The sequence below is a fragment of the Pseudomonas sp. zjy_15 genome, from assembly GCF_043101865.1.
Classification (GTDB): Bacteria; Pseudomonadota; Gammaproteobacteria; order Pseudomonadales; family Pseudomonadaceae; genus Aquipseudomonas; species Aquipseudomonas putida_Y.
Genome location: NZ_JBICII010000071.1, coordinates 24,034 through 42,103, shown reverse-complemented (window position 1 = coordinate 42,103; position 18,070 = coordinate 24,034). Strand labels below are relative to the sequence as shown.

Annotated in this window: 19 protein-coding genes; 7 read left to right on the top strand and 12 right to left on the bottom strand. The window is 61.5% G+C overall.

Features of this window, described 5'->3' with window-relative positions; genetic code table 11:
• Window positions 1–100: 100 nt before the first annotated feature.
• The 5 genes from ACF8EF_RS14140 to rplU all read right to left on the bottom strand — a co-directional run bounded on the left by ACF8EF_RS14140 (window position 101) and on the right by rplU (window position 3,788).
• Window positions 101–562 carry a CreA family protein gene (locus ACF8EF_RS14140; RefSeq protein WP_176685627.1) on the bottom strand — a complete coding sequence of 154 codons (462 nt, stop codon included), beginning with the start codon at window positions 560–562 and terminating at the stop codon, window positions 101–103.
• A complete protein-coding gene (gene proB / locus ACF8EF_RS14135) occupies window positions 559–1,677 on the bottom strand; it encodes a glutamate 5-kinase (protein WP_176685626.1) in 1,119 nt (372 codons plus the stop codon). The genes ACF8EF_RS14140 and proB overlap by 4 nt, the downstream gene beginning before the upstream one ends.
• Window positions 1,678–1,762: 85 nt before the next feature.
• Window positions 1,763–2,989, bottom strand: a complete 1,227-nt coding sequence (gene cgtA, locus ACF8EF_RS14130) for an Obg family GTPase CgtA (protein WP_176685625.1) — start codon at window positions 2,987–2,989, stop codon at window positions 1,763–1,765.
• A 188-nt stretch (window positions 2,990–3,177) separates the two neighbouring features.
• Complete coding sequence (gene rpmA / locus ACF8EF_RS14125) at window positions 3,178–3,435, bottom strand: 50S ribosomal protein L27 (protein ID WP_003247464.1); 258 nt, start codon at window positions 3,433–3,435, stop codon at window positions 3,178–3,180.
• Between the two features lie 38 nt (window positions 3,436–3,473).
• Window positions 3,474–3,788 (bottom strand): 50S ribosomal protein L21, encoded by a 315-nt coding sequence (rplU, locus tag ACF8EF_RS14120; RefSeq protein WP_003247466.1) that lies wholly within the window; start codon window positions 3,786–3,788, stop codon window positions 3,474–3,476.
• A 244-nt stretch (window positions 3,789–4,032) separates the two neighbouring features.
• On the opposite strand from rplU, the gene ACF8EF_RS14115 reads away from it, so the two are divergent.
• From ACF8EF_RS14115 to ACF8EF_RS14105, 3 genes are all read left to right on the top strand, one after another.
• Window positions 4,033–5,001, top strand: coding sequence for a polyprenyl synthetase family protein (locus tag ACF8EF_RS14115; RefSeq protein ID WP_209968080.1), 969 nt, complete (start codon window positions 4,033–4,035; stop codon window positions 4,999–5,001).
• 158 nt (window positions 5,002–5,159) lie between these two features.
• Complete coding sequence (locus ACF8EF_RS14110; RefSeq protein ID WP_009686103.1) at window positions 5,160–5,501, top strand: zinc ribbon domain-containing protein YjdM; 342 nt, start codon at window positions 5,160–5,162, stop codon at window positions 5,499–5,501.
• A gap of 84 nt (window positions 5,502–5,585) precedes the next feature.
• Window positions 5,586–5,831, top strand: a complete 246-nt coding sequence (locus ACF8EF_RS14105; protein ID WP_176685623.1) for a hypothetical protein — start codon at window positions 5,586–5,588, stop codon at window positions 5,829–5,831.
• A 94-nt stretch (window positions 5,832–5,925) separates the two neighbouring features.
• Here the strand turns inward: ACF8EF_RS14105 and ACF8EF_RS14100 are convergent, their stop codons facing one another.
• The 5 genes from ACF8EF_RS14100 to ACF8EF_RS14080 all read right to left on the bottom strand — a co-directional run bounded on the left by ACF8EF_RS14100 (window position 5,926) and on the right by ACF8EF_RS14080 (window position 10,679).
• The gene (locus tag ACF8EF_RS14100; RefSeq protein ID WP_176685622.1) at window positions 5,926–6,543 is read right to left on the bottom strand and encodes an FKBP-type peptidyl-prolyl cis-trans isomerase; all 618 of its coding nucleotides are present in this window, start codon (window positions 6,541–6,543) and stop codon (window positions 5,926–5,928) included.
• 85 nt (window positions 6,544–6,628) lie between these two features.
• Window positions 6,629–6,934 (bottom strand): DUF6482 family protein, encoded by a 306-nt coding sequence (locus ACF8EF_RS14095; RefSeq protein WP_014589631.1) that lies wholly within the window; start codon window positions 6,932–6,934, stop codon window positions 6,629–6,631.
• A 217-nt stretch (window positions 6,935–7,151) separates the two neighbouring features.
• Window positions 7,152–7,640 (bottom strand): TIGR00645 family protein, encoded by a 489-nt coding sequence (locus ACF8EF_RS14090; protein WP_003247486.1) that lies wholly within the window; start codon window positions 7,638–7,640, stop codon window positions 7,152–7,154.
• Between the two features lie 101 nt (window positions 7,641–7,741).
• Window positions 7,742–8,080 (bottom strand): hypothetical protein, encoded by a 339-nt coding sequence (locus ACF8EF_RS14085; protein WP_176685621.1) that lies wholly within the window; start codon window positions 8,078–8,080, stop codon window positions 7,742–7,744.
• A 160-nt stretch (window positions 8,081–8,240) separates the two neighbouring features.
• The gene (locus tag ACF8EF_RS14080) at window positions 8,241–10,679 is read right to left on the bottom strand and encodes a Lon protease family protein (RefSeq protein ID WP_392460862.1); all 2,439 of its coding nucleotides are present in this window, start codon (window positions 10,677–10,679) and stop codon (window positions 8,241–8,243) included.
• A gap of 250 nt (window positions 10,680–10,929) precedes the next feature.
• Between ACF8EF_RS14080 and ACF8EF_RS14075 the strand changes: the two genes are divergently transcribed.
• The 4 genes from ACF8EF_RS14075 to ACF8EF_RS14060 all read left to right on the top strand — a co-directional run bounded on the left by ACF8EF_RS14075 (window position 10,930) and on the right by ACF8EF_RS14060 (window position 14,482).
• A complete protein-coding gene (locus ACF8EF_RS14075; RefSeq protein WP_021784170.1) occupies window positions 10,930–11,418 on the top strand; it encodes a DUF3015 domain-containing protein in 489 nt (162 codons plus the stop codon).
• A gap of 73 nt (window positions 11,419–11,491) precedes the next feature.
• The gene (locus ACF8EF_RS14070; RefSeq protein WP_176685619.1) at window positions 11,492–13,345 is read left to right on the top strand and encodes a DUF4105 domain-containing protein; all 1,854 of its coding nucleotides are present in this window, start codon (window positions 11,492–11,494) and stop codon (window positions 13,343–13,345) included.
• Window positions 13,346–13,560: 215 nt separating this feature from the next.
• A complete protein-coding gene (locus tag ACF8EF_RS14065) occupies window positions 13,561–13,917 on the top strand; it encodes a hypothetical protein (protein ID WP_176685629.1) in 357 nt (118 codons plus the stop codon).
• Between the two features lie 67 nt (window positions 13,918–13,984).
• Window positions 13,985–14,482 (top strand): GreA/GreB family elongation factor, encoded by a 498-nt coding sequence (locus tag ACF8EF_RS14060; RefSeq protein ID WP_176685618.1) that lies wholly within the window; start codon window positions 13,985–13,987, stop codon window positions 14,480–14,482.
• Between the two features lie 164 nt (window positions 14,483–14,646).
• Here ACF8EF_RS14060 and gdhA read toward each other — a convergent pair whose 3' ends face one another.
• Entirely contained in the window at window positions 14,647–15,987 is a 1,341-nt protein-coding gene (gene gdhA, locus ACF8EF_RS14055; RefSeq protein ID WP_392460861.1) for an NADP-specific glutamate dehydrogenase, read from the bottom strand.
• A gap of 221 nt (window positions 15,988–16,208) precedes the next feature.
• Window positions 16,209–17,876, bottom strand: a complete 1,668-nt coding sequence (ettA, locus tag ACF8EF_RS14050) for an energy-dependent translational throttle protein EttA (protein WP_003247499.1) — start codon at window positions 17,874–17,876, stop codon at window positions 16,209–16,211.
• Window positions 17,877–18,070: the final 194 nt, after the last annotated feature.

The window sequence follows — 18,070 nt, the reverse complement described above, 5'->3', positions numbered from 1 at the left end:
GGCGGGTGGAAATTGGCCAGCAGGTCCGGCCCTTTCGCGGGTGAACCCGCTCCTACGACGACCTGCGTCCAACCACCGATGCGTATGCAGGAGCGGGATATCAATGAGCCCAAGGCAGGATCGGAATAGCAGTCACCGCATTCTGCGGGCTGCCTTCGATCATGCGGTCGCTGTAGACCAGGTACACCAGCGTGTTGCGCTTCTTGTCGAGAAAGCGCACCACCTGCATGGTCTTGAACACCAGCGAGGTGCGTTCCTTGAACACTTCCTCGCCATCCTTGAGCTCACCCTTGAAGTTGATCGGCCCGACCTGACGACAGGCAATCGATGCCTCCGCCCGGTCCTCGGCAAGCCCCAAGCCCCCCTTTACCCCGCCAGTCTTGGCACGCGACAGATAGCACGTCACGCCCTCTACCTTCGGGTCGTCGAACGCCTCGACCACAATGCGGTCGTTCGGCCCGAGGAACTTGAACACGGTGGACACCTGGCCGACCTCTTCGGCGCCGGCCAACATCGGCAGCACGCACGCTGCCACAGCGATTACGTTCTTCAGCAGGCTCATACCAGCACCAGATTGTCGCGGTGTACAAGTTCCGGCTCGGCGCTGTAGCCAAGGATCGACTCGATGGCTTCGGACGACTGACCAATGATCTTCTGCGCCTCCAGGGCGCTGTAGTTGGCCAGGCCGCGAGCCACTTCAACACCGTCCGGGCCGACGCACACCACCATCTCGCCACGACGGAAACTGCCCTGCACAGTCTTCACGCCAACCGGCAACAAGCTCTTGTTGGCCTGGCGCAGCGCTTGCACGGCACCGGCATCCAGCACCAGGGTGCCACGGGTTTGCAGGTGACCGGCCAGCCACTGCTTGCGCGCAGCGAGCATGCCGCGCTCAGGGGACAGCAAGGTACCCAGGCGCTCGCCCGCCTTCAGGCGGTCCAGTACGCGTTCGATGCGGCCACCGATAATGATGGTGTGGGCACCGGAACGGGCAGCCAGGCGCGCCGCACGCAGCTTGGTCTGCATGCCGCCTCGGCCCAGGGCGCCACCAGTACTGCCAGCTACGGCATCCAGTGAGGGGTCGTCGGCACGGGCCTCGTAGATCAACTGCGCTTCGGGGTTGTTGCGCGGGTCGGCATCGAACATACCATCGCGGTCGGTGAGGATCACCAGCAGGTCGGCCTCGACCAGGTTGGCCACCAGCGCCGCCAGGGTGTCGTTGTCGCCGAAGCGGATCTCGTCGGTGACCACGGTGTCGTTTTCGTTGATCACCGGCACCACGCCCAGATCGACCAAGGTGCGAAGGGTGCTGCGGGCATTCAGGTAACGCTTGCGGTCGGACAGGTCGTCATGGGTCAGCAGGATCTGCGCGGTGTGCTTCCCGTGCTCCCCAAAGCTCGACTCCCAGGCCTGCACCAGGCGCATCTGGCCGAGCGAGGCAGCCGCCTGCAGCTCGTTCATCGCGCTCGGTCGCTTGGTCCAGCCCAGCTGGCTCATACCGGCGGCCACGGCCCCGGAGGAGACCAGAACCAACTCCACGCCTGCCTCACGCAGCGCGACCATCTGCTCGACCCAAACGGCCATTGCACCGCGGTCGAGGCCCTTGCCATCGGCGGTCAGCAGAGCACTGCCAATCTTAACGACCCAGCGCTTGGCGCCCGTCACCTTGCTTCGCATCTTCTTCCAACCTATGTCGAATCTGTAGATACCGTGGATACAAAAACGCCGCTCCAGAGAGCGGCGTTTAGTGTACTGCAACCGATCAGTCGCGCACGTAAATGATTTCCGGACCGTCTTCGTCGTCCTCGAAATCATCGTCCCAACCGTCATCGTCGCCGATGTCGTGCACGCTCTTGACGCCGGTACGACGCAGGGTGCGGGCGTCGTCCAGGGCCTGCAGCTGGGCACGGGCTTCGTCTTCGATGCGCTGGTCGAGGTCGGCCAGCTCTTCGGCGTAGGCCGGGTCGTTGGCCAGGCGGTCGGCGCGGTCTTCGAGGTAGCGCATCAGGTCGTGGCTGAGCTTGTCGGTGCCCTGCTTGGAAATAGCCGAGATCACGTAGACCGGGCCTTCCCACTCCAGACGATCGATCACTTCCTGCACACGTTCGTCACGCTCGTCGTCCATGACCATATCGGCCTTGTTCAGCACCAGCCAGCGCTCACGCTCGGCCAGCGACGGGCTGAAGCGGGTCAGCTCGTTGACGATGACTTCGGCGGCATCGGCCGGGCTGCTTTCGTCCAGCGGCGCGATGTCCACCAGATGCAGCAGCACCCGCGTACGCGCCAGGTGCTTGAGGAAGCGGATACCCAGGCCGGCACCTTCAGAGGCGCCTTCGATCAGGCCGGGGATATCGGCGATGACGAAGCTCTTCCAGCGGTCGACGCTGACCACGCCCAGGTTTGGCACCAGGGTAGTGAACGGGTAGTCGGCGACTTTCGGCTTGGCGGCCGAGACCGAACGGATGAAGGTACTCTTGCCGGCGTTGGGCAAGCCCAGCAAGCCGACGTCGGCCAACACCTTCATTTCCATCTTCAGGTCACGCTGCTCACCCGGTTTGCCTGGGGTGGTCTGGCGCGGCGCACGGTTGGTGCTCGACTTGAAACGGGTGTTGCCCAGCCCGTGCCAGCCACCTTGCGCGACCATCAGCTTCTGGCCAGGGGTAACCAGGTCACCGATCACTTCCTGGGTGGAAGCATCGATCACGGTGGTGCCGACCGGCACGCGCAGGAACAGGTCTTCACCCTTCTTGCCGGTGCAGTCGGTGCTACCGCCGTTGGAGCCACGCTGGGCTTCATGGTGACGGGTGTAGCGGTAGTCGACCAGGGTGTTCAGGTTATCGTCGGCAATCATGTACACCGAGCCGCCGTCACCGCCGTCACCGCCGTTAGGGCCGCCGTTCTCGATGAACTTCTCGCGACGGAAGCTCATGCAACCGTTGCCACCGTCACCGGCCTTGACCCGAATGGATACTTCGTCAACAAACTTCATTAAAACCGCCTCTCGTCGGCAGACGAGCTGAATGACTCAAAAACATGAGGCTCTTGCAAAAATGAGCGCGGCGGCCCCGTACGACCGTAGAAACCAACGCCGGCAACCCAGACAAACAGCTTTGCAAGAGGCTCACCACAAACGAAAAAGCCCCGTCGCATGACGGGGCTTCTGGAGCGACGTCGCGATTAAGCGGCGACGATGCTCACGTAACGGCGCATGAACTCGCCTTTCTTCTCGAACTTGATCACGCCTTCGATCTTGGCGAACAAGGTGTGGTCCTTGCCCATGCCAACGCCGTAGCCAGCGTGGAATTCGGTACCGCGCTGACGGACGATGATGTTGCCTGGCTTGATAACCTGGCCGCCATACATCTTCACGCCAAGGCGTTTCGATTCTGAGTCGCGACCGTTACGAGTACTACCACCAGCCTTCTTGTGAGCCATGGTTCAATTCTCCAAATAAATTCAGGGGATCTAGGGGATTAAGCCTGGATGCCGGTGATTTTGATCTCGGTGAACCACTGGCGGTGGCCCATACGCTTCATGTGGTGCTTACGACGACGGAACTTGATGATGCGAACCTTGTCGTGGCGGCCTTGCGAAACGACTTCGGCCACTACTTTAGCGCCAGCAACAACTGGAGCACCGATGGTGACTTCTTCACCGTTGGCGACCAGCAGAACGCGATCGAAGGTCACGGATTCGCCAGTGGCGACTTCCAGTTTTTCGATCTTGAGGAATTCACCTTCAGCGACTTTGTACTGCTTGCCGCCGGTAACGATTACTGCGTAAGACATGGTATTTCTCCGATAATCCTGCTCACCCAGCGCTTTATATGATGAGTATTGGCTGGCATGGCTGCACAGGGCTGGAACGGCCCGGCGCAATTGCGTAAGGCAGGTGCTGCCCAGGAAGTTAGGGTGCGCGATTGTACGCAACCGCGGTTTTGCTTGCAAGTGCCGCCCCCGGCCAGCTGGCACAGCGCCTTGACACACCGGGACCCGCGACCTAGCATGCCGCGCAACCTCACTGGAGCAGCCGATGCAACCCCAAACCTTCTACCGCGCGGTGGCTGATGATTTCAGCGCCGTCGACGAGATCATCAAGAAGCAGCTGACCTCGCGCGTGCCGCTGGTATCGAAGATCGGCGACTATATCACGTCCGCCGGTGGCAAGCGCCTGCGTCCCCTGCTGGTACTGCTGTGTGGCAAGGCCCTGGGCCGCGAAGGCGACGACCTGCGCCTGCTGGCCGCCACCATCGAGTTCCTGCACACCGCCACCCTGCTGCACGACGACGTGGTCGACATGTCCGGCATGCGCCGCGGCCGCTCTACCGCCAATGCCCTGTGGGGCAACGCGCCAAGCGTACTGGTGGGCGACTTCCTTTATTCGCGCTCGTTCGAAATGATGGTCGAACTGGGCTCGATGCCGGTCATGCAGATCCTGTCCAAGGCCACCCGGGTGATTGCCGAAGGTGAAGTGCTGCAACTGTCGCGTGTACGCGACGCCAGCACCACCGAGGAAGTCTACATGGAGGTCATTCGCGGCAAGACGGCGATGCTGTTCGAAGCCTCTACCCACAGCGCTGCGGCGCTGGCCCAGGCCACCGACGAGCAGCGCGAAGCCCTGCGGACCTTTGGCGACCATCTGGGCGTGGCCTTCCAGCTGGTCGACGACCTGCTGGACTACAAGGGTGACTCGCAGACCCTGGGCAAGAACGTCGGTGACGACCTGGCCGAGGGCAAGCCTACCCTGCCGCTGATCTACACCATGCGCGAAGGCTCTGCCGAGCAGGCTGCACTGGTACGCCAGGCGATCCAGAAGGGTGGCCTGGAGGATCTGGAGCAGATTCGCGTTGCGGTCGAGGAATCGGGCGCACTGAAGTACACCGCCGAGCTGGCGCGCGATTACGTGAAACGCGCCATCGCCTGCCTCGAAGTGCTGCCTGCCAGTGAATACCGGGATGCGCTGGTTGAGCTGAGCGAGTTTGCGGTCGCGCGTACGCACTGACAGACCGAGTCGCATTCATTCGCGGGCAAGCCCGCTCCTACACCATCTGTGGGAGCAGGCTTGCCCGCGATGTTTTTGTCCGGACATAATCACTTCCGGGAAAATACCTTTTACAATGTGGGCTTTTAACCGCCCGTCTGTTTGTTTGAGGAACCGAAGTGAGCACTCTGCCACCCTGCCCAAAATGCAACTCCGAATACACCTACGAGGATGGCACTCAGCTGATCTGCCCTGAATGCGCCCACGAGTGGTCGGCCAGCGGCGATGCCGAGGCGGCCAGCGACGAGGTGGTGAAAAAGGATTCGGTCGGCAACATCCTGCAGGACGGTGACACCGTTACCGTGATCAAGGACCTCAAGGTCAAAGGTTCGTCGCTGGTAGTCAAGGTCGGCACCAAGGTCAAGAACATCCGCCTGTGCGATGGCGACCACGACATCGACTGCAAAATCGACGGCATCGGGGCCATGAAACTGAAGTCCGAGTTCGTCCGCAAAGTCTGATCACAGAAAAATCCGGCAATTGGCGCTTGCCATTCCAGTAATAAGAATTATTCTCATTGGAACTGCTATCCAAGGAGAATCGCCATGACTTATCTGATCGACGCCTGGCTGGAACGCCCTCACCCCTACCTGCGCATTCTTCATCGGGAAACCGGCGAAGTGTGCGCGGTCCTTGAAGAAGCAGCCCTCGACGAACTGCGTGAGCAGGGTGACCTGGACATGAGCGGGCTGAATTCGAGTGAGCCGGGGGTGCTCAAGGAACTGGTACGGAATCTGTTTCTGTTCTGCTATTCGCGGGCATTGCGCCCTGGGGGGACAGACTGGAATTGAGGCCGGCAGGGCCGGCCTCTTCGCGGGTGACCCCTACCCCTACAGGGAGGAGCGGGTTTACTCGCGAACGGGCCGCAAAGCGGCCCCAACGACCTTACAGAACGTCGAGCAGCTCGACGTCGAACACCAGTACGCTGTGCGGCGGGATGCTGCCAACGCCTTGGGCGCCGTAAGCCAGCTCGCTTGGCACGTACAGGCGCCATTTGCTGCCAGCGTTCATCAGCTGCAGGGCTTCGGTCCAGCCAGCGATCACGCCGCCTACCGGGAACTCAGCCGGCTGGCCACGCTCGTAGGAGCTGTCGAACACGGTGCCGTCGATCAGGGTGCCGTGGTAGTGGGTACGCACGTTGTCTTCGCGAGACGGCTTGGCGCCTTCGCCGGCGGTCAGCACTTCGAACTGCAGGCCCGAAGCCAGCGTGGTGATGCCTTCACGCTTGGCGTTCTCGACCAGGAATTCCTTGCCAGCGGCAGCGGCGGCTTCGGCCTTGGCTGCAGCTTCGGCTTGCATCACCTCGCGGATGACCTTGAAGCTGGCCGACAGGTCGGCTTCGCTGACGCGGCTGTCGGCACCGTTGAAGGCATCGGTCAGGCCGGCCAGGATGGCTTCCAGGCTGACGCCAGGTGGCGGGTTGTCGCGCAGCTGGCCGCCCAGCTGACGGCCGATACCGTAGCTGACGCGAGTTTCATCGGTAGACAGGTTGAGTTCGGACATTGTCGTGCTCCACTGCAGGGCGCAGTGCAGCCGCGCCCTTGATAAAAAGGGCGAGCAGCCTAGCACACTGGGGCGCTGCGAGCAGCTACCAGGCCGAACGCTGGGAAATCGGCACCTTCAGGTCTTCTTCCGGATGCGTCCCCATACCACACATTTCATCCTGCACCGACCAGTGCACCAGGTTCATCGAGACCATGGGGATGGTTTGCAGCAACTTGCGCGCATCTTCCACCGAGTGCACGCGCAAGCGTTCACCGCGGGTATCGGACAGGGGGTGAGGATGGCCTTTGACCCGGGCCTCGAGCAGGTAGTCACCGCCTTCGATGGCGATCAGGTTCAGTTCGTCGACATGGCCAGCCCTGGCCTCGGTATTGAGCTGATGCAGGTTCATGAGAGCACCTCGCGATGGGAACCACGCATGAGAGCTCATTTTTTGTACAGGAAGGGAGAATGCGCAAGGCATGACTGACGCCACTCGTCAGTTGAGCCTCGATCTCTGTGGGAGCGGGCGTGCCCGCGAAGCAGGCCACGCGGTGGCTGGCACCGGCTTTGCCGGTGTTCGCGGGCATGCCCGCTCCCACAGGAGTTGCAGTGAGGCCTGGCGGGACTCAGTGCTTGGTCAGCTTGTCCAGGTAGCCCATGCAAAACGCCGAGACCACGAAGGTCATGTGGATGATCACGTACCACATCAGGTAATCGGTGGAGATGTTTTGCGCATCCATGAACACCCGCAGCAGGTGAATGGACGAAATCGCCACGATCGACGCGGCAACCTTCATCTTCAGCGACGAGGAGTCCATCTTGCCCAGCCAGTTGAGCTTTTCCTTGCTTTCATCGATGTCCAGTTGCGAGACGAAGTTCTCATAGCCGGAAATCATCACCATCACCAGCAAGCCGCCGACCAGCGACATGTCGATCAGAGACAGGATCACCAGGATCAGGTCAGCTTCGCTCAGCGCGAAGACATTGGGCAGGACGTGGACCACTTCCTGAAAAAATTTCAGTGCCAGGGCCAGCAGACCGAGGGACAAGCCGAAGTAAATCGGGGCGAGCAGCCAGCGCGAGGCATACATCGCGTTTTCGAGGATACGTTCCATGAAGTTCAGGACTCATCAGGTGACTAGAAAAGCGACGGCGAGTATAGCCAGCCACCTGTTACAGCAAAAGCCCGGGGGCCGCTTTGCGGCCCCGACATTCTTCAGGTCTCAGGATGAAACTGGTAATCCCCAAGATTCCGGCACCGCTCGCCATTGATCCGCCGCAACTGCGCCTGCAAATGCAGACACCAGATCTGCGGGTCTTCGGCCACCTGATAACCATGCGTGGTCAGGCTGTCGACAATGGCATTGAGCACCGATTCGGCCACCAGCGGCCCGTGAAACGGCCCCTGTGCCTTGATCGCGGAGGGTTGTTCACCGGCCATGCCGGCGGCGAACAGCAGGGTCCACATGCCGTTATCCCCGGCCAGTGGACGAATGCTGCATTCGATACGAGTCACCAGGCCCAGGCACTGGCGTGTGAGGCTGAGGTTGCGCATGGCCGCGTCCCCTCCAAAGAGCCTTGTTCAGCCTGAGTATCAGGCTGTTTCCATCCTGAACCTGATTCTGTCCTTAAGTTCCAGCATAGAGGAATCGTTCAGAAAGATGAAAAACTGGCGCTGAACGGTAGCACATCGCCGCTAGCGCCAGTTTATTGACTCAGACCGGTTTGGCCTGGGCAATCACGTCTTCAAGGCGTTCCTTTTCTGCCTTCTCGATATCTTCCTCGCTGATCATCTCGGCAATTTCACGCAGGCGCTCCACCACCCGGGCATTGACGCTGCCCTCGGTGAAAAGCCCCTTGTCGTCGAGTACCCCGGCCTCCTCGCCCACCAGCAGGCTCAGCGCTTCATCAGCCTGGCTGACCGCGTAGACGTGGAACATGCCGTTCTCCACCGCCTGCAACACGCGCTCGTCAAGCATCAGGGTGGCGACGTTGGCACGCGGAATGATCACCCCCTGCTCGCCGGTCAGGCCACGGGCCTCGCAGAGGCGGAAGAAGCCCTCGATCTTCTCGTTGACCCCACCCACCGCCTGCACTTCACCAAATTGGTTGATCGAGCCTGTGATGGCAAAGCACTGCTTGAGCGGCGTGCGCGACAAGGCCGAGATCAGCGTGCAGGCTTCGCCCAGCGAGGCGCTGTCGCCGTCCACGTAGCCGTAGGATTGCTCCAGGGCGATGCTCGCGGAGATCGCAAGCGGGAATTCCTGGGCATAGCGGCTGCCCAGGTAACCGGTGAGGATCATCACCCCTTTGGAGTGGATCGGCTGGCCAAGGTTGACCTCACGCTCGATATCGACAATGCCGCTGCCGCCCGGGTACACGGTTGCCGAAATACGCGCTGGCATGCCGAACGCCGAGTCGCCCACTTCCAGCACGGTCAGCCCGTTGCACTTGCCAATGGCAGCGCCTTCCGTGTCGATCAGGATGATGCCGGCGAGCATGTCGTCCAGCACCCGTTGCGACACGCGGCCGGTACGGGTGGCCTTGGCCTTGAGCGCCCGCTCGATGTGGCCTGCGTCGGTCATTTCGTCACTGGCCAGTTGGCGAATGAAATCAGCCTCGCTGACCAGCTGGAACAGGTCGCCGATACGCGCCGACAGGCGCGACTGGTTCTCGGCCAGACGAGCACTGTAGGTGGCCAGACGCGCCACCGCGTCGCTGGTCAGCGGCGCCATGCCCTCTTCGTTGGTGCGAGTGCGCAACAGTTGGGCGAACTGCTCCAGGTTCTCGTCGACCATCGGCATGTCTTCATCGAAGTCCACCAGCACGCGGAACATCTCCTGGAAGTCCGGGTCGTGGTCCTGCAGTGCGTAGTACAGCTGGCGCGAGCCGATGATCACCAGTTTGACGTTCAGCGGAATCACCTGCGGCTGCAGGCTGACGGAGGCAACACGGCCCAGCTCACCGATTGGCGACTCCATCTTCAGCTTGCGCGACTGCAACGCACGCTTGAGCGCATCCCATACGAACGGCTCGCCCAGCATCTTCTCGGCTTCGAGAATCAGGAAGCCGCCGTTGGCACGGTGCAGCGCGCCGGGGCGCAGTTGGCGATAGGAGGTATACAGCGCACCTTGGTCGGTGCTGTATTCAATACGGCCAAACAGATTGTCGTAGGTTGGGTGCGGCTCGAACACCACCGGCGCCCCACCGTCAGCATGGTGGCCCACCACCAGGCTGGGCGCGTACTGCTCTTCGAGCAGCTTGCGGGCCACGGCGTCGGACTTGCTGTCATCGACCAGTTGCTCGACCACGGTACGCAACAGGTTCAACTGCACCGATTGCAGGTAGGCGCAAACCGCCGCGTTTTCGGCGTACTTTTCCGACAGCGGCGCCAGCAACGGCTGCAGCGCCAACATGATGGTTTCTTCGTTGAGCTGGCGCAGCTGGTTGTTCGATTCGCGCTTCCATTGCGGCAGGCTGGCCAGTTCTTCGTTAAGGCGCTCCTCAAGCAGGGCAATGTCCTCGTGGAACTGCTCGCGCACCTCTTCCGGCAATTGGGCAAATTCCGCTTCATCCAGCGCCTTGCCATCAGCCATCGGCGTGAAGGCGACGTTGCTGGCATCGCGGTACAAGGCCACGTCCTTTTCCAGCGACGCGCGCTCAATCACATCCAGCGCGCGGTCATAACGCTGGTTGAAAGCGCGGTCGATGGCGCCCTTCTTCTGCTGGTAGGACGGGTGTTCGAACACCGCCGGGAACGTCGACAGCAGGTTGTCGATCAATCCGCCCATGTCGCTGATGAACTCGGCGGCGCTCCCGGACGGCAGCTCCAGTGCGCGTGGTTCACGGGTGTCGTCGAAGTGGTTGACGTAGACCCAGTCGGCCGGGGTCTGCTGGCGCTTGCCCTCGGCCTTGAGGTAGCGCTTGACGAACGAGAAGCGCCCGGTGCCGGGCTCGCCCATCACGTACACATTGTAACCGGGGCGCGGCATGGCCACGCCGAACTGCAGGGCCTCGACAGCACGTTCCTGGCCCAGGACTCCGCGAAACGGCTCCAGATCGTCGGTATGGGTAAAAGCAAACTGCTCGGGGGAGAAACGCCGGGTCAGGGCTTCAGGCGCAAGACGCAGGCGCGCAGCGACAGGATCGGGCATTGGGTTTCCTTACTTCGGCGGGGCAGATAAGCAGCATTCTGGCGCTGCCCGCGCGCGCCTTGCAAGGCTCCACGGGACTTTATGTCGCAGCCGGTGCAGTCATGTGACAGCAAATTTTTCGCAATCAACAACGCAACCTTTAGATCATGCCTAAACTCCAAGCTGCGCGGGTGGGTGAAAAGCTTTCCCGACCTGGCAACCGAGTTGCCAGAAACCCTGACCCTTGGTTAAGACAAAGAGAACAAATGCTATGAAACGGATTCTTCTGGGTACTCTGTTCACCGTGGTCTCGCTGAACGCCATGGCCGAAGCGCCAGGCGGCCCGAACTGCGGCTGGGGCAACATGCTGTTCGAAGGCCAGCGCGGCACGCCGGCACACTTCCTGGCTTCTACCACCAACGGCACCTCCGGTAACGCCACCTTCGGCATGACCTCCGGTACCAACGGCTGCTCGACCAGGGCTTCGCTGACCTATGGCGGCAAGTCCTGGTTCGCCATGAACGGCATGATGAACGAGCTGTCCGAAGACATGGCCATGGGCCAGGGCGAAGCTCTGACCACCTATGCCGTCGTTCTCGGCGTAGCGCCGGAGGACCGCAGCTACTTCAACTCGGTCACCCACCAGCACTTCAACCAGATCTTCAGCAGCGCCGACGTCACTGCCGAAACTGTCCACAGCAACACCCTGGCCGTTCTGAAGAGCGACCCACGCCTGGCCAAATACGCTACCGAGGCCTAAGCACAGCTGCTCCCGCCCCACCCCTGGGGCGGGTTTCGCCTTTTTCGGCATCGTCAAGAAGTAGTTGCCCGATATGCTCAAACGCTTCGCTTGCCTGGCGCTGTGTGCCTGCGCCCCTGTTCATGCCGCCCCTGTGCTGGATCCAGGCCGTCTCCAGCAATTGGCCAATACCCCTTACTGGCTCGCCATTGGTCATTACGAAACCGCCAAGCTCGGCGGCTGGCGCAGCTATGTGGATGATGATGCGTTCTTCCTCGCCGCAGAGGGCGCGCACCATCCGGATCAGGAACTCAAGGCTACGGTCGACGCGCTGTATGCCCCGGCCAGCCTCGGTGACAAGCACGCCCAGTGCGTATTCCCCGCGCGCACCCGCTGGCTGCGCGAACAGCTCGACCTGCAAGACTTGCCGCAACCGGATTGCCAGGAATTCAAGACCTGGTACCAGTCGATCGACCCGCACAGCGCCGCGTTGATCTTCCCGGCAGCCTACCTGAACAGCCCGTCGTCGATGTTCGGTCACACCCTGCTGCGCATCGACCAGTCCAACACCCGCAGCGACGACACCACGCTGCTGAGCTACGCGATCAACTTCGGTGCCTATATCGAAGGCAGCGACAACAGCATCCTGTACGCCTGGAAAGGCCTGATGGGTGGCTACCCAGGGCTGTTCGCGCTAATGCCCTACCAGGAAAAACTGTCCGAATACCGCAGCCTGGAAAACCGCGACCTGTGGGAATACCAGCTGGACCTGACCCCCGAAGAAACCGGACGCATGGTCGAGCACGTATGGGAGTTGAAGCAGATCCAGTTCGATTACTTCTTCTTCGACGAGAACTGCTCGTATCGTCTGCTGGAGCTGCTGCAAGTGGCCCGGCCGAGCCTGGACCTGACGTCTCAGTTCCCGCTGACCGCCATTCCCACCGACACGGTAAAAGCCGTGAAACAGTCTGGCCTGGTCGCCAGCGAAACTTACCGCCCCTCTCGCGAACGTGAATTGCTGGCCAGGGCCGAGCCACTCGAGCTCAACGAAAAGCGCCAGGTGCTGGCTGTAAGCGCCGACACTGCGCAATTGCAAAGCCCTGAATTCCAGGCGCTGCCTCGTGAACGCCAAGCATTGGTGCAAGATGCCGCGTATCGCCTTGAGCGGTATCGGGCCAATGGCCAGGAACGCGATCCAGGACAGGCCAAGCGCAGTTTCGAGTTGCTACGGGCGATCAACAGCAACCCACCGCCCCCCCTGCAGATCGAGCGCCCCGGGTTGCCCGAGGATGGCCATGACTCGCGCACCTGGCAGTTGGGCGTGGGCACCCGCGAAGACCGCGCCTACGCCGAATATGGCCTGCGCATGGCCTACCACGACCTGAATGACAACGCCTATGGCTTCCCGCTGGGCGCACAGATCGAAATCCTGCAATTGAAGCTGCGCCAGTATGAAGGCAATGATTGGCAGGTGCAGCGCCTGGACCTGGCCACCATCCGTTCACTGACACCCCGTAACGAGCTGCTCAAGCCTTGGTCATGGCAAGTGGCTGGCGGGCTGGAGCGGGTACCGGGCAAGCATGACGACGAAGTGCTGGTGAGCCATGTGAATGGCGGCGCTGGCGGCACCTGGCAGCTGGCCGACGGTTTGCTGGGATTTGCCTTGGGCACGGTGCGGGTCGAGCATCACAACGACTTCGCTCAATTCATTGCCCCGGCGGCAGGCTTCAATGGCGGCCTGCTCTGGCGCAACGCGCTGGGCAACATGACGCTGGAGGCCAAGGGCGATTACTTCACCAACGGCGAAGTGCGGCGCAGTGTAAGCCTGAACCAGCAGTGGGAAATCAGCCAGAACCTTGGGCTTCGGTTGAGCGCTTCGCGTGAGTTCAGCCACCTGGCCACGGCACAGAACGAGGTGATGCTCGAGCTGAAGTGGTATCACTACTGAGGCCGCTTTGCGGCCTTTCGCGGGCACGCCCGCTCCCACAGGGTCCCCACAGGATTCGAGGCCTGGCAAGTACCTGTGGGAACGGGCTTGCCCGCGAATTGGCCGGTTAGGCTAGCAAAGCAGTATGACCGAACCAACTCTTTGACACTGTTTTGACACCTACCCGACAAATAGCCACCTAGACTTTCCACCATCAACTGGAGGGTTTTGTGGCTATGTCGCGGTACTGGTTCGGCGTGTGCGTCGCGTTGTTGCTGTCAGGTTGCGAAACCACCCACGAGCAGATGGTCAACCACGGTTACCCTCCCGCCTATGCGGATGGCTTCCAGGACGGCTGCAGCAGTGGCCGCCAGGCGGCCGGGCTGATGGTAGGCAACTTCCGCAAAAACGTACCGCGCTACCTGCACGAGCGTCAGTACGAAACCGGCTGGGACGATGGCTTCCGCCAGTGTCATGCCATGCAGAACAGCGAAGAACAGCGCCAATACCACGAGCGTTTCTGGGACCAGCGTGACCGCGAGTGGGAGCAGGAAAAAGACCGCGGCGCAGCCAAGGCCTATCGCCACAACTGAGTCGCAAACGGACATTCCTTTAAACCGGCGGCCTGCCATGATGGTCTCACGCACAAGGAGGCCCTTCATGAGCCGAGCATTCGTCAACGAGGACCAAGCCGCCGCCCAGGCCGACCAACCGGTTGAGCGGCGCATCAGCGAACAACCCAACTACGTCACCGCCAGCGGCCTGCGCCAGCTGCAAACGCGTGTGGCCGAGCTGAATGCCTTGCGCAGCGAACTGCAGGCGCAGGGCGAACGGGGTGACAAGCAACGGCTGGCCGATACCGAGCGGGATCTGCGCTACTTCAGCGCGCGGGTGCAAAGCGCCCAGGTGGTACCCGCGGCGACTTCCCATAGCAAGGTACAGATTGGTAGCCGGGTGCGGTTTGTCGATGCGCAGGACCAGGAGCAGGTGGTGCAGCTGGTGGGCGAGGATGAGGCGGATGCCGGGCGGGGCTTGATCAACTGGGGTTCGCCATTGGGGCGGGCATTGCTCGGGGCTGGGCCGGGTGATGAGGTGGTCTGGCAGCGGCCGGTGGGGGAACAGGTGATAGAGGTGGTTGAGATTCTGGGTGAGGGTTGAGGGCCTGGGGCTGCTTTGCAGCCCATCGCGACGCAAGGCCGCTCCCACAGGCCCTTGACTGCCCCCAAGGGTTGGATGGGTGTCCAACTTCTCGGGTGCAGTCCAGCCTGTGGGAGCGGCCTTGCGTCGCGATGGGCCGCAAAGCGGCCCCCTACCGTCTCAGATCAGACCACGCCCTGAGCCAGCATCGCATCGGCCACTTTCACGAAGCCCGCGATGTTCGCACCCTTGACGTAGTTGATACGACCATCAGCCTCTTCACCGTAGTGCACGCATGCATGGTGAATTGACTGCATGATGCTGTGCAGCTTGCTGTCCACTTCACCGGCAGTCCACAGCAGGCGCATGGCGTTCTGCGACATTTCCAGGCCCGACACGGCGACGCCGCCGGCATTGGAGGCCTTGCCAGGGGCATACAGAATGCCGGCGTCCAGGAAGATATCCACAGCCTCGAGGGTAGTCGGCATGTTGGCGCCTTCGGCCACACAGATACAGCCGTTACGCAGCAAGGTGCGGGCATCTTCGGCGCCCAGCTCGTTCTGCGTGGCGCACGGCAAGGCGATGTCGCACGGCAGGCTCCAAGGGGTCTGGCCCTTGCGGAACTCCAGGCCGAACTGCGCGGCCAGCTCGCTGATACGGCCACGCTTGACGTTTTTCAGCTCCATCAAGGCGTCCCACTGGGCGTCGGTCAGCCCGGCTTCTGCATACAAGGTACCTTCAGAGTCAGACAGCGAGATCACCTTGCCGCCCAGGTCCATGACCTTGCGCGCAGCATACTGGGCGACGTTGCCCGAACCAGACACCGCCACGCGGCGGCCGTCGATACGCTTGTCCTGACGCTTGAGCATTTCTTCGGCGAAGTAAACGCAGCCATAGCCGGTGGCTTCCGGACGGATCAGGCTGCCGCCATAGGTCATGCCCTTGCCGGTCAGCACCGAGGTGAACTGGTTGGCCAGGCGCTTGTACTGGCCAAACATGAAGCCGATTTCGCGGGCACCCACGCCGATGTCACCGGCCGGTACGTCGCAGTCGGCGCCGATGTGGCGATACAGCTCGCTCATGAACGCCTGGCAGAAGCGCATCACTTCAGCGTCGCTCTTGCCTTTCGGGTCAAAGTCCGAGCCGCCCTTGCCGCCGCCCATGGGCAGCGAGGTCAGCGAGTTCTTGAACACCTGCTCGAAGGCCAGGAACTTCAGCACGCTGAGGTTCACCGACGGGTGGAAGCGCAGGCCACCCTTGTACGGGCCAATGGCACTGCTCATCTGAATGCGGTAACCGCGGTTGACCTGCACCTTGCCCTGATCATCGACCCAGGAGACGCGGAACAGCAAGGCGCGCTCAGGCTCGACCATGCGCTCCAGGATACCGGACTGCAGGTAGTGGGGGTTGGCTTCAAGGAATGGCCACAGGGTGCGAAGCACCTCTTCTACGGCCTGGTGGAATTCTGGTTGACCAGGGTCACGTTGCTTTAGGCGTGCAAGGAAATCGTCGACAGATTCGATCATGGTAGACATCTCACCAAGAGGATTGGACTTATTGGTTTTTTCAGGAATGTACCAAGAAGCAATCGCACCGGAACAGGGCGAGATGTCGTTTTTATGAAATTATTTGGTGCGTTTTATGTAAGTGTATACAAAATCCATCCCAATTACCCCGCTCCCAGCCTTCCGCCAGGCACAAAAATGGGGCCCTTTGTGGCCCCATATTTGTGCGCCAGTAAACCGGCTTACTGGGCCAGTTTCTTGTGCCGTACACGGTGCGGCTGGGCAGCAGCATCACCCAGACGCTTCTTGCGGTCGGCCTCGTACTCGGTGTAGTTACCCTCGAAGAAGACCACGTTCGAGTCGTCTTCGTACGCCAGGATGTGGGTAGCCACGCGGTCCAGGAACCAACGGTCGTGGGAAATCACGATCGCGGCGCCCGGGAAGTCCAGCAGGGCTTCCTCCAGCGAACGCAGGGTTTCGACGTCGAGGTCGTTGGACGGTTCGTCGAGCAGCAGAACGTTACCGCCTTCCTTCAGGGTCAGGGCCAGGTGCAGGCGGCCACGCTCACCACCGGACAGGTCCTTGACGAACTTCTGCTGATCGCCACCTTTGAAGTTGAAGCGGCCAACGTAGGTACGCGAAGGGATCTCGTAGTTGCCGATGCGGATCTGGTCGGAACCGTCGGAGATCTGCTGGAACACGGTCTTGGCGCCGTCCAGGTCCTCACGGCTCTGGTCCACACAGGCCAACTGCACGGTTTCACCGATCTCGATGCTGCCCGAGTCCGGCTGCTCCTTGCCCATCAACATGCGGAACAGGGTCGACTTACCGGCACCGTTACCACCGATCACGCCAACGATGGCGCCTTTGGGCATGGCGAACGACAGGTTGTCGATCAGCACACGGTCGCCATAACCCTTGGTGACGTTCTTGAACTCGATAACCTTGTCACCCAGGCGCGGACCGGCCGGGATGTAGATTTCGTTGGTTTCGCTGCGCTTCTGGAATTCCTGCGACTGCATTTCTTCAAAGCGCTGCAGACGGGCCTTGGACTTGGACTGGCGGGCTTTGGCGCCTTTGCGCACCCACTCCAGTTCCTCTTTCATGGCCTTCTCGTGGGCGCTCTGCTGCTTGGATTCCTGCGCCAGACGCTCCGACTTGGCTTCCAGCCAGCCCGAGTAGTTGCCTTCGTACGGGATGCCGGCGCCGCGGTCCAGTTCCAGGATCCAGCCGGCGACGTTGTCGAGGAAGTAACGGTCGTGGGTAATGGCTACCACGGTGCCCGGGAAGTCGTGCAGGAAGCGCTCCAGCCAGGCCACCGAGTCGGCGTCCAGGTGGTTGGTCGGTTCGTCGAGCAGCAGCATGTCGGGGGCCGACAGCAGCAGGCGGCACAGGGCCACACGGCGCTTCTCGCCACCGGACAGGTGTTCGATGCGCGCATCCCAGGCAGGCAGCCGCAGGGCGTCGGCAGCGACGTCCAGCTGGCGCTCCAGGTTATGGCCATCAGCGGCCTGCAGGATGGCTTCCAGCTTGGCCTGCTCGGCGGCCAGCTTGTCGAAGTCGGCATCCGGCTCGGCGTAGGCCGCGTAGACCTCGTCCAGGCGGGCCTGAGCGTCCTTGATGACGCTGACCGCTTCCTCGACCACTTCGCGCACGGTCTTGGTTGGGTCCAGTTGCGGTTCCTGTGGCAGGTAACCCACGTTGATGTCGGGCATCGGACGGGCTTCGCCGTCGAATTCCTTGTCGACGCCCGCCATGATCCGCAGCAGGGTCGATTTACCGGCGCCGTTCAGGCCAAGTACGCCAATTTTGGCGCCTGGGAAGAACGACAGGGAAATGTTCTTGAGAATTTCCCGCTTCGGCGGCACGACCTTGCTCAGCCGATGCATGGTGTAGACGTATTGAGCCAAAACCAAGCCCTCTAATCAGATAGGTAAAGACATCACCGATCGCCCCGGCACGCGGTGGCCAGGGGGATGTGTTTACGGGGTGTCATTGAACAAAGTCGACCATTCTACGCCAACGCGCGGCGTTGCATAGAAGGGGCCGATGGTGGGGTGTGATCGGGGTGATCCCTGGGGGAATCTATTGCCTGTCCTGGCCT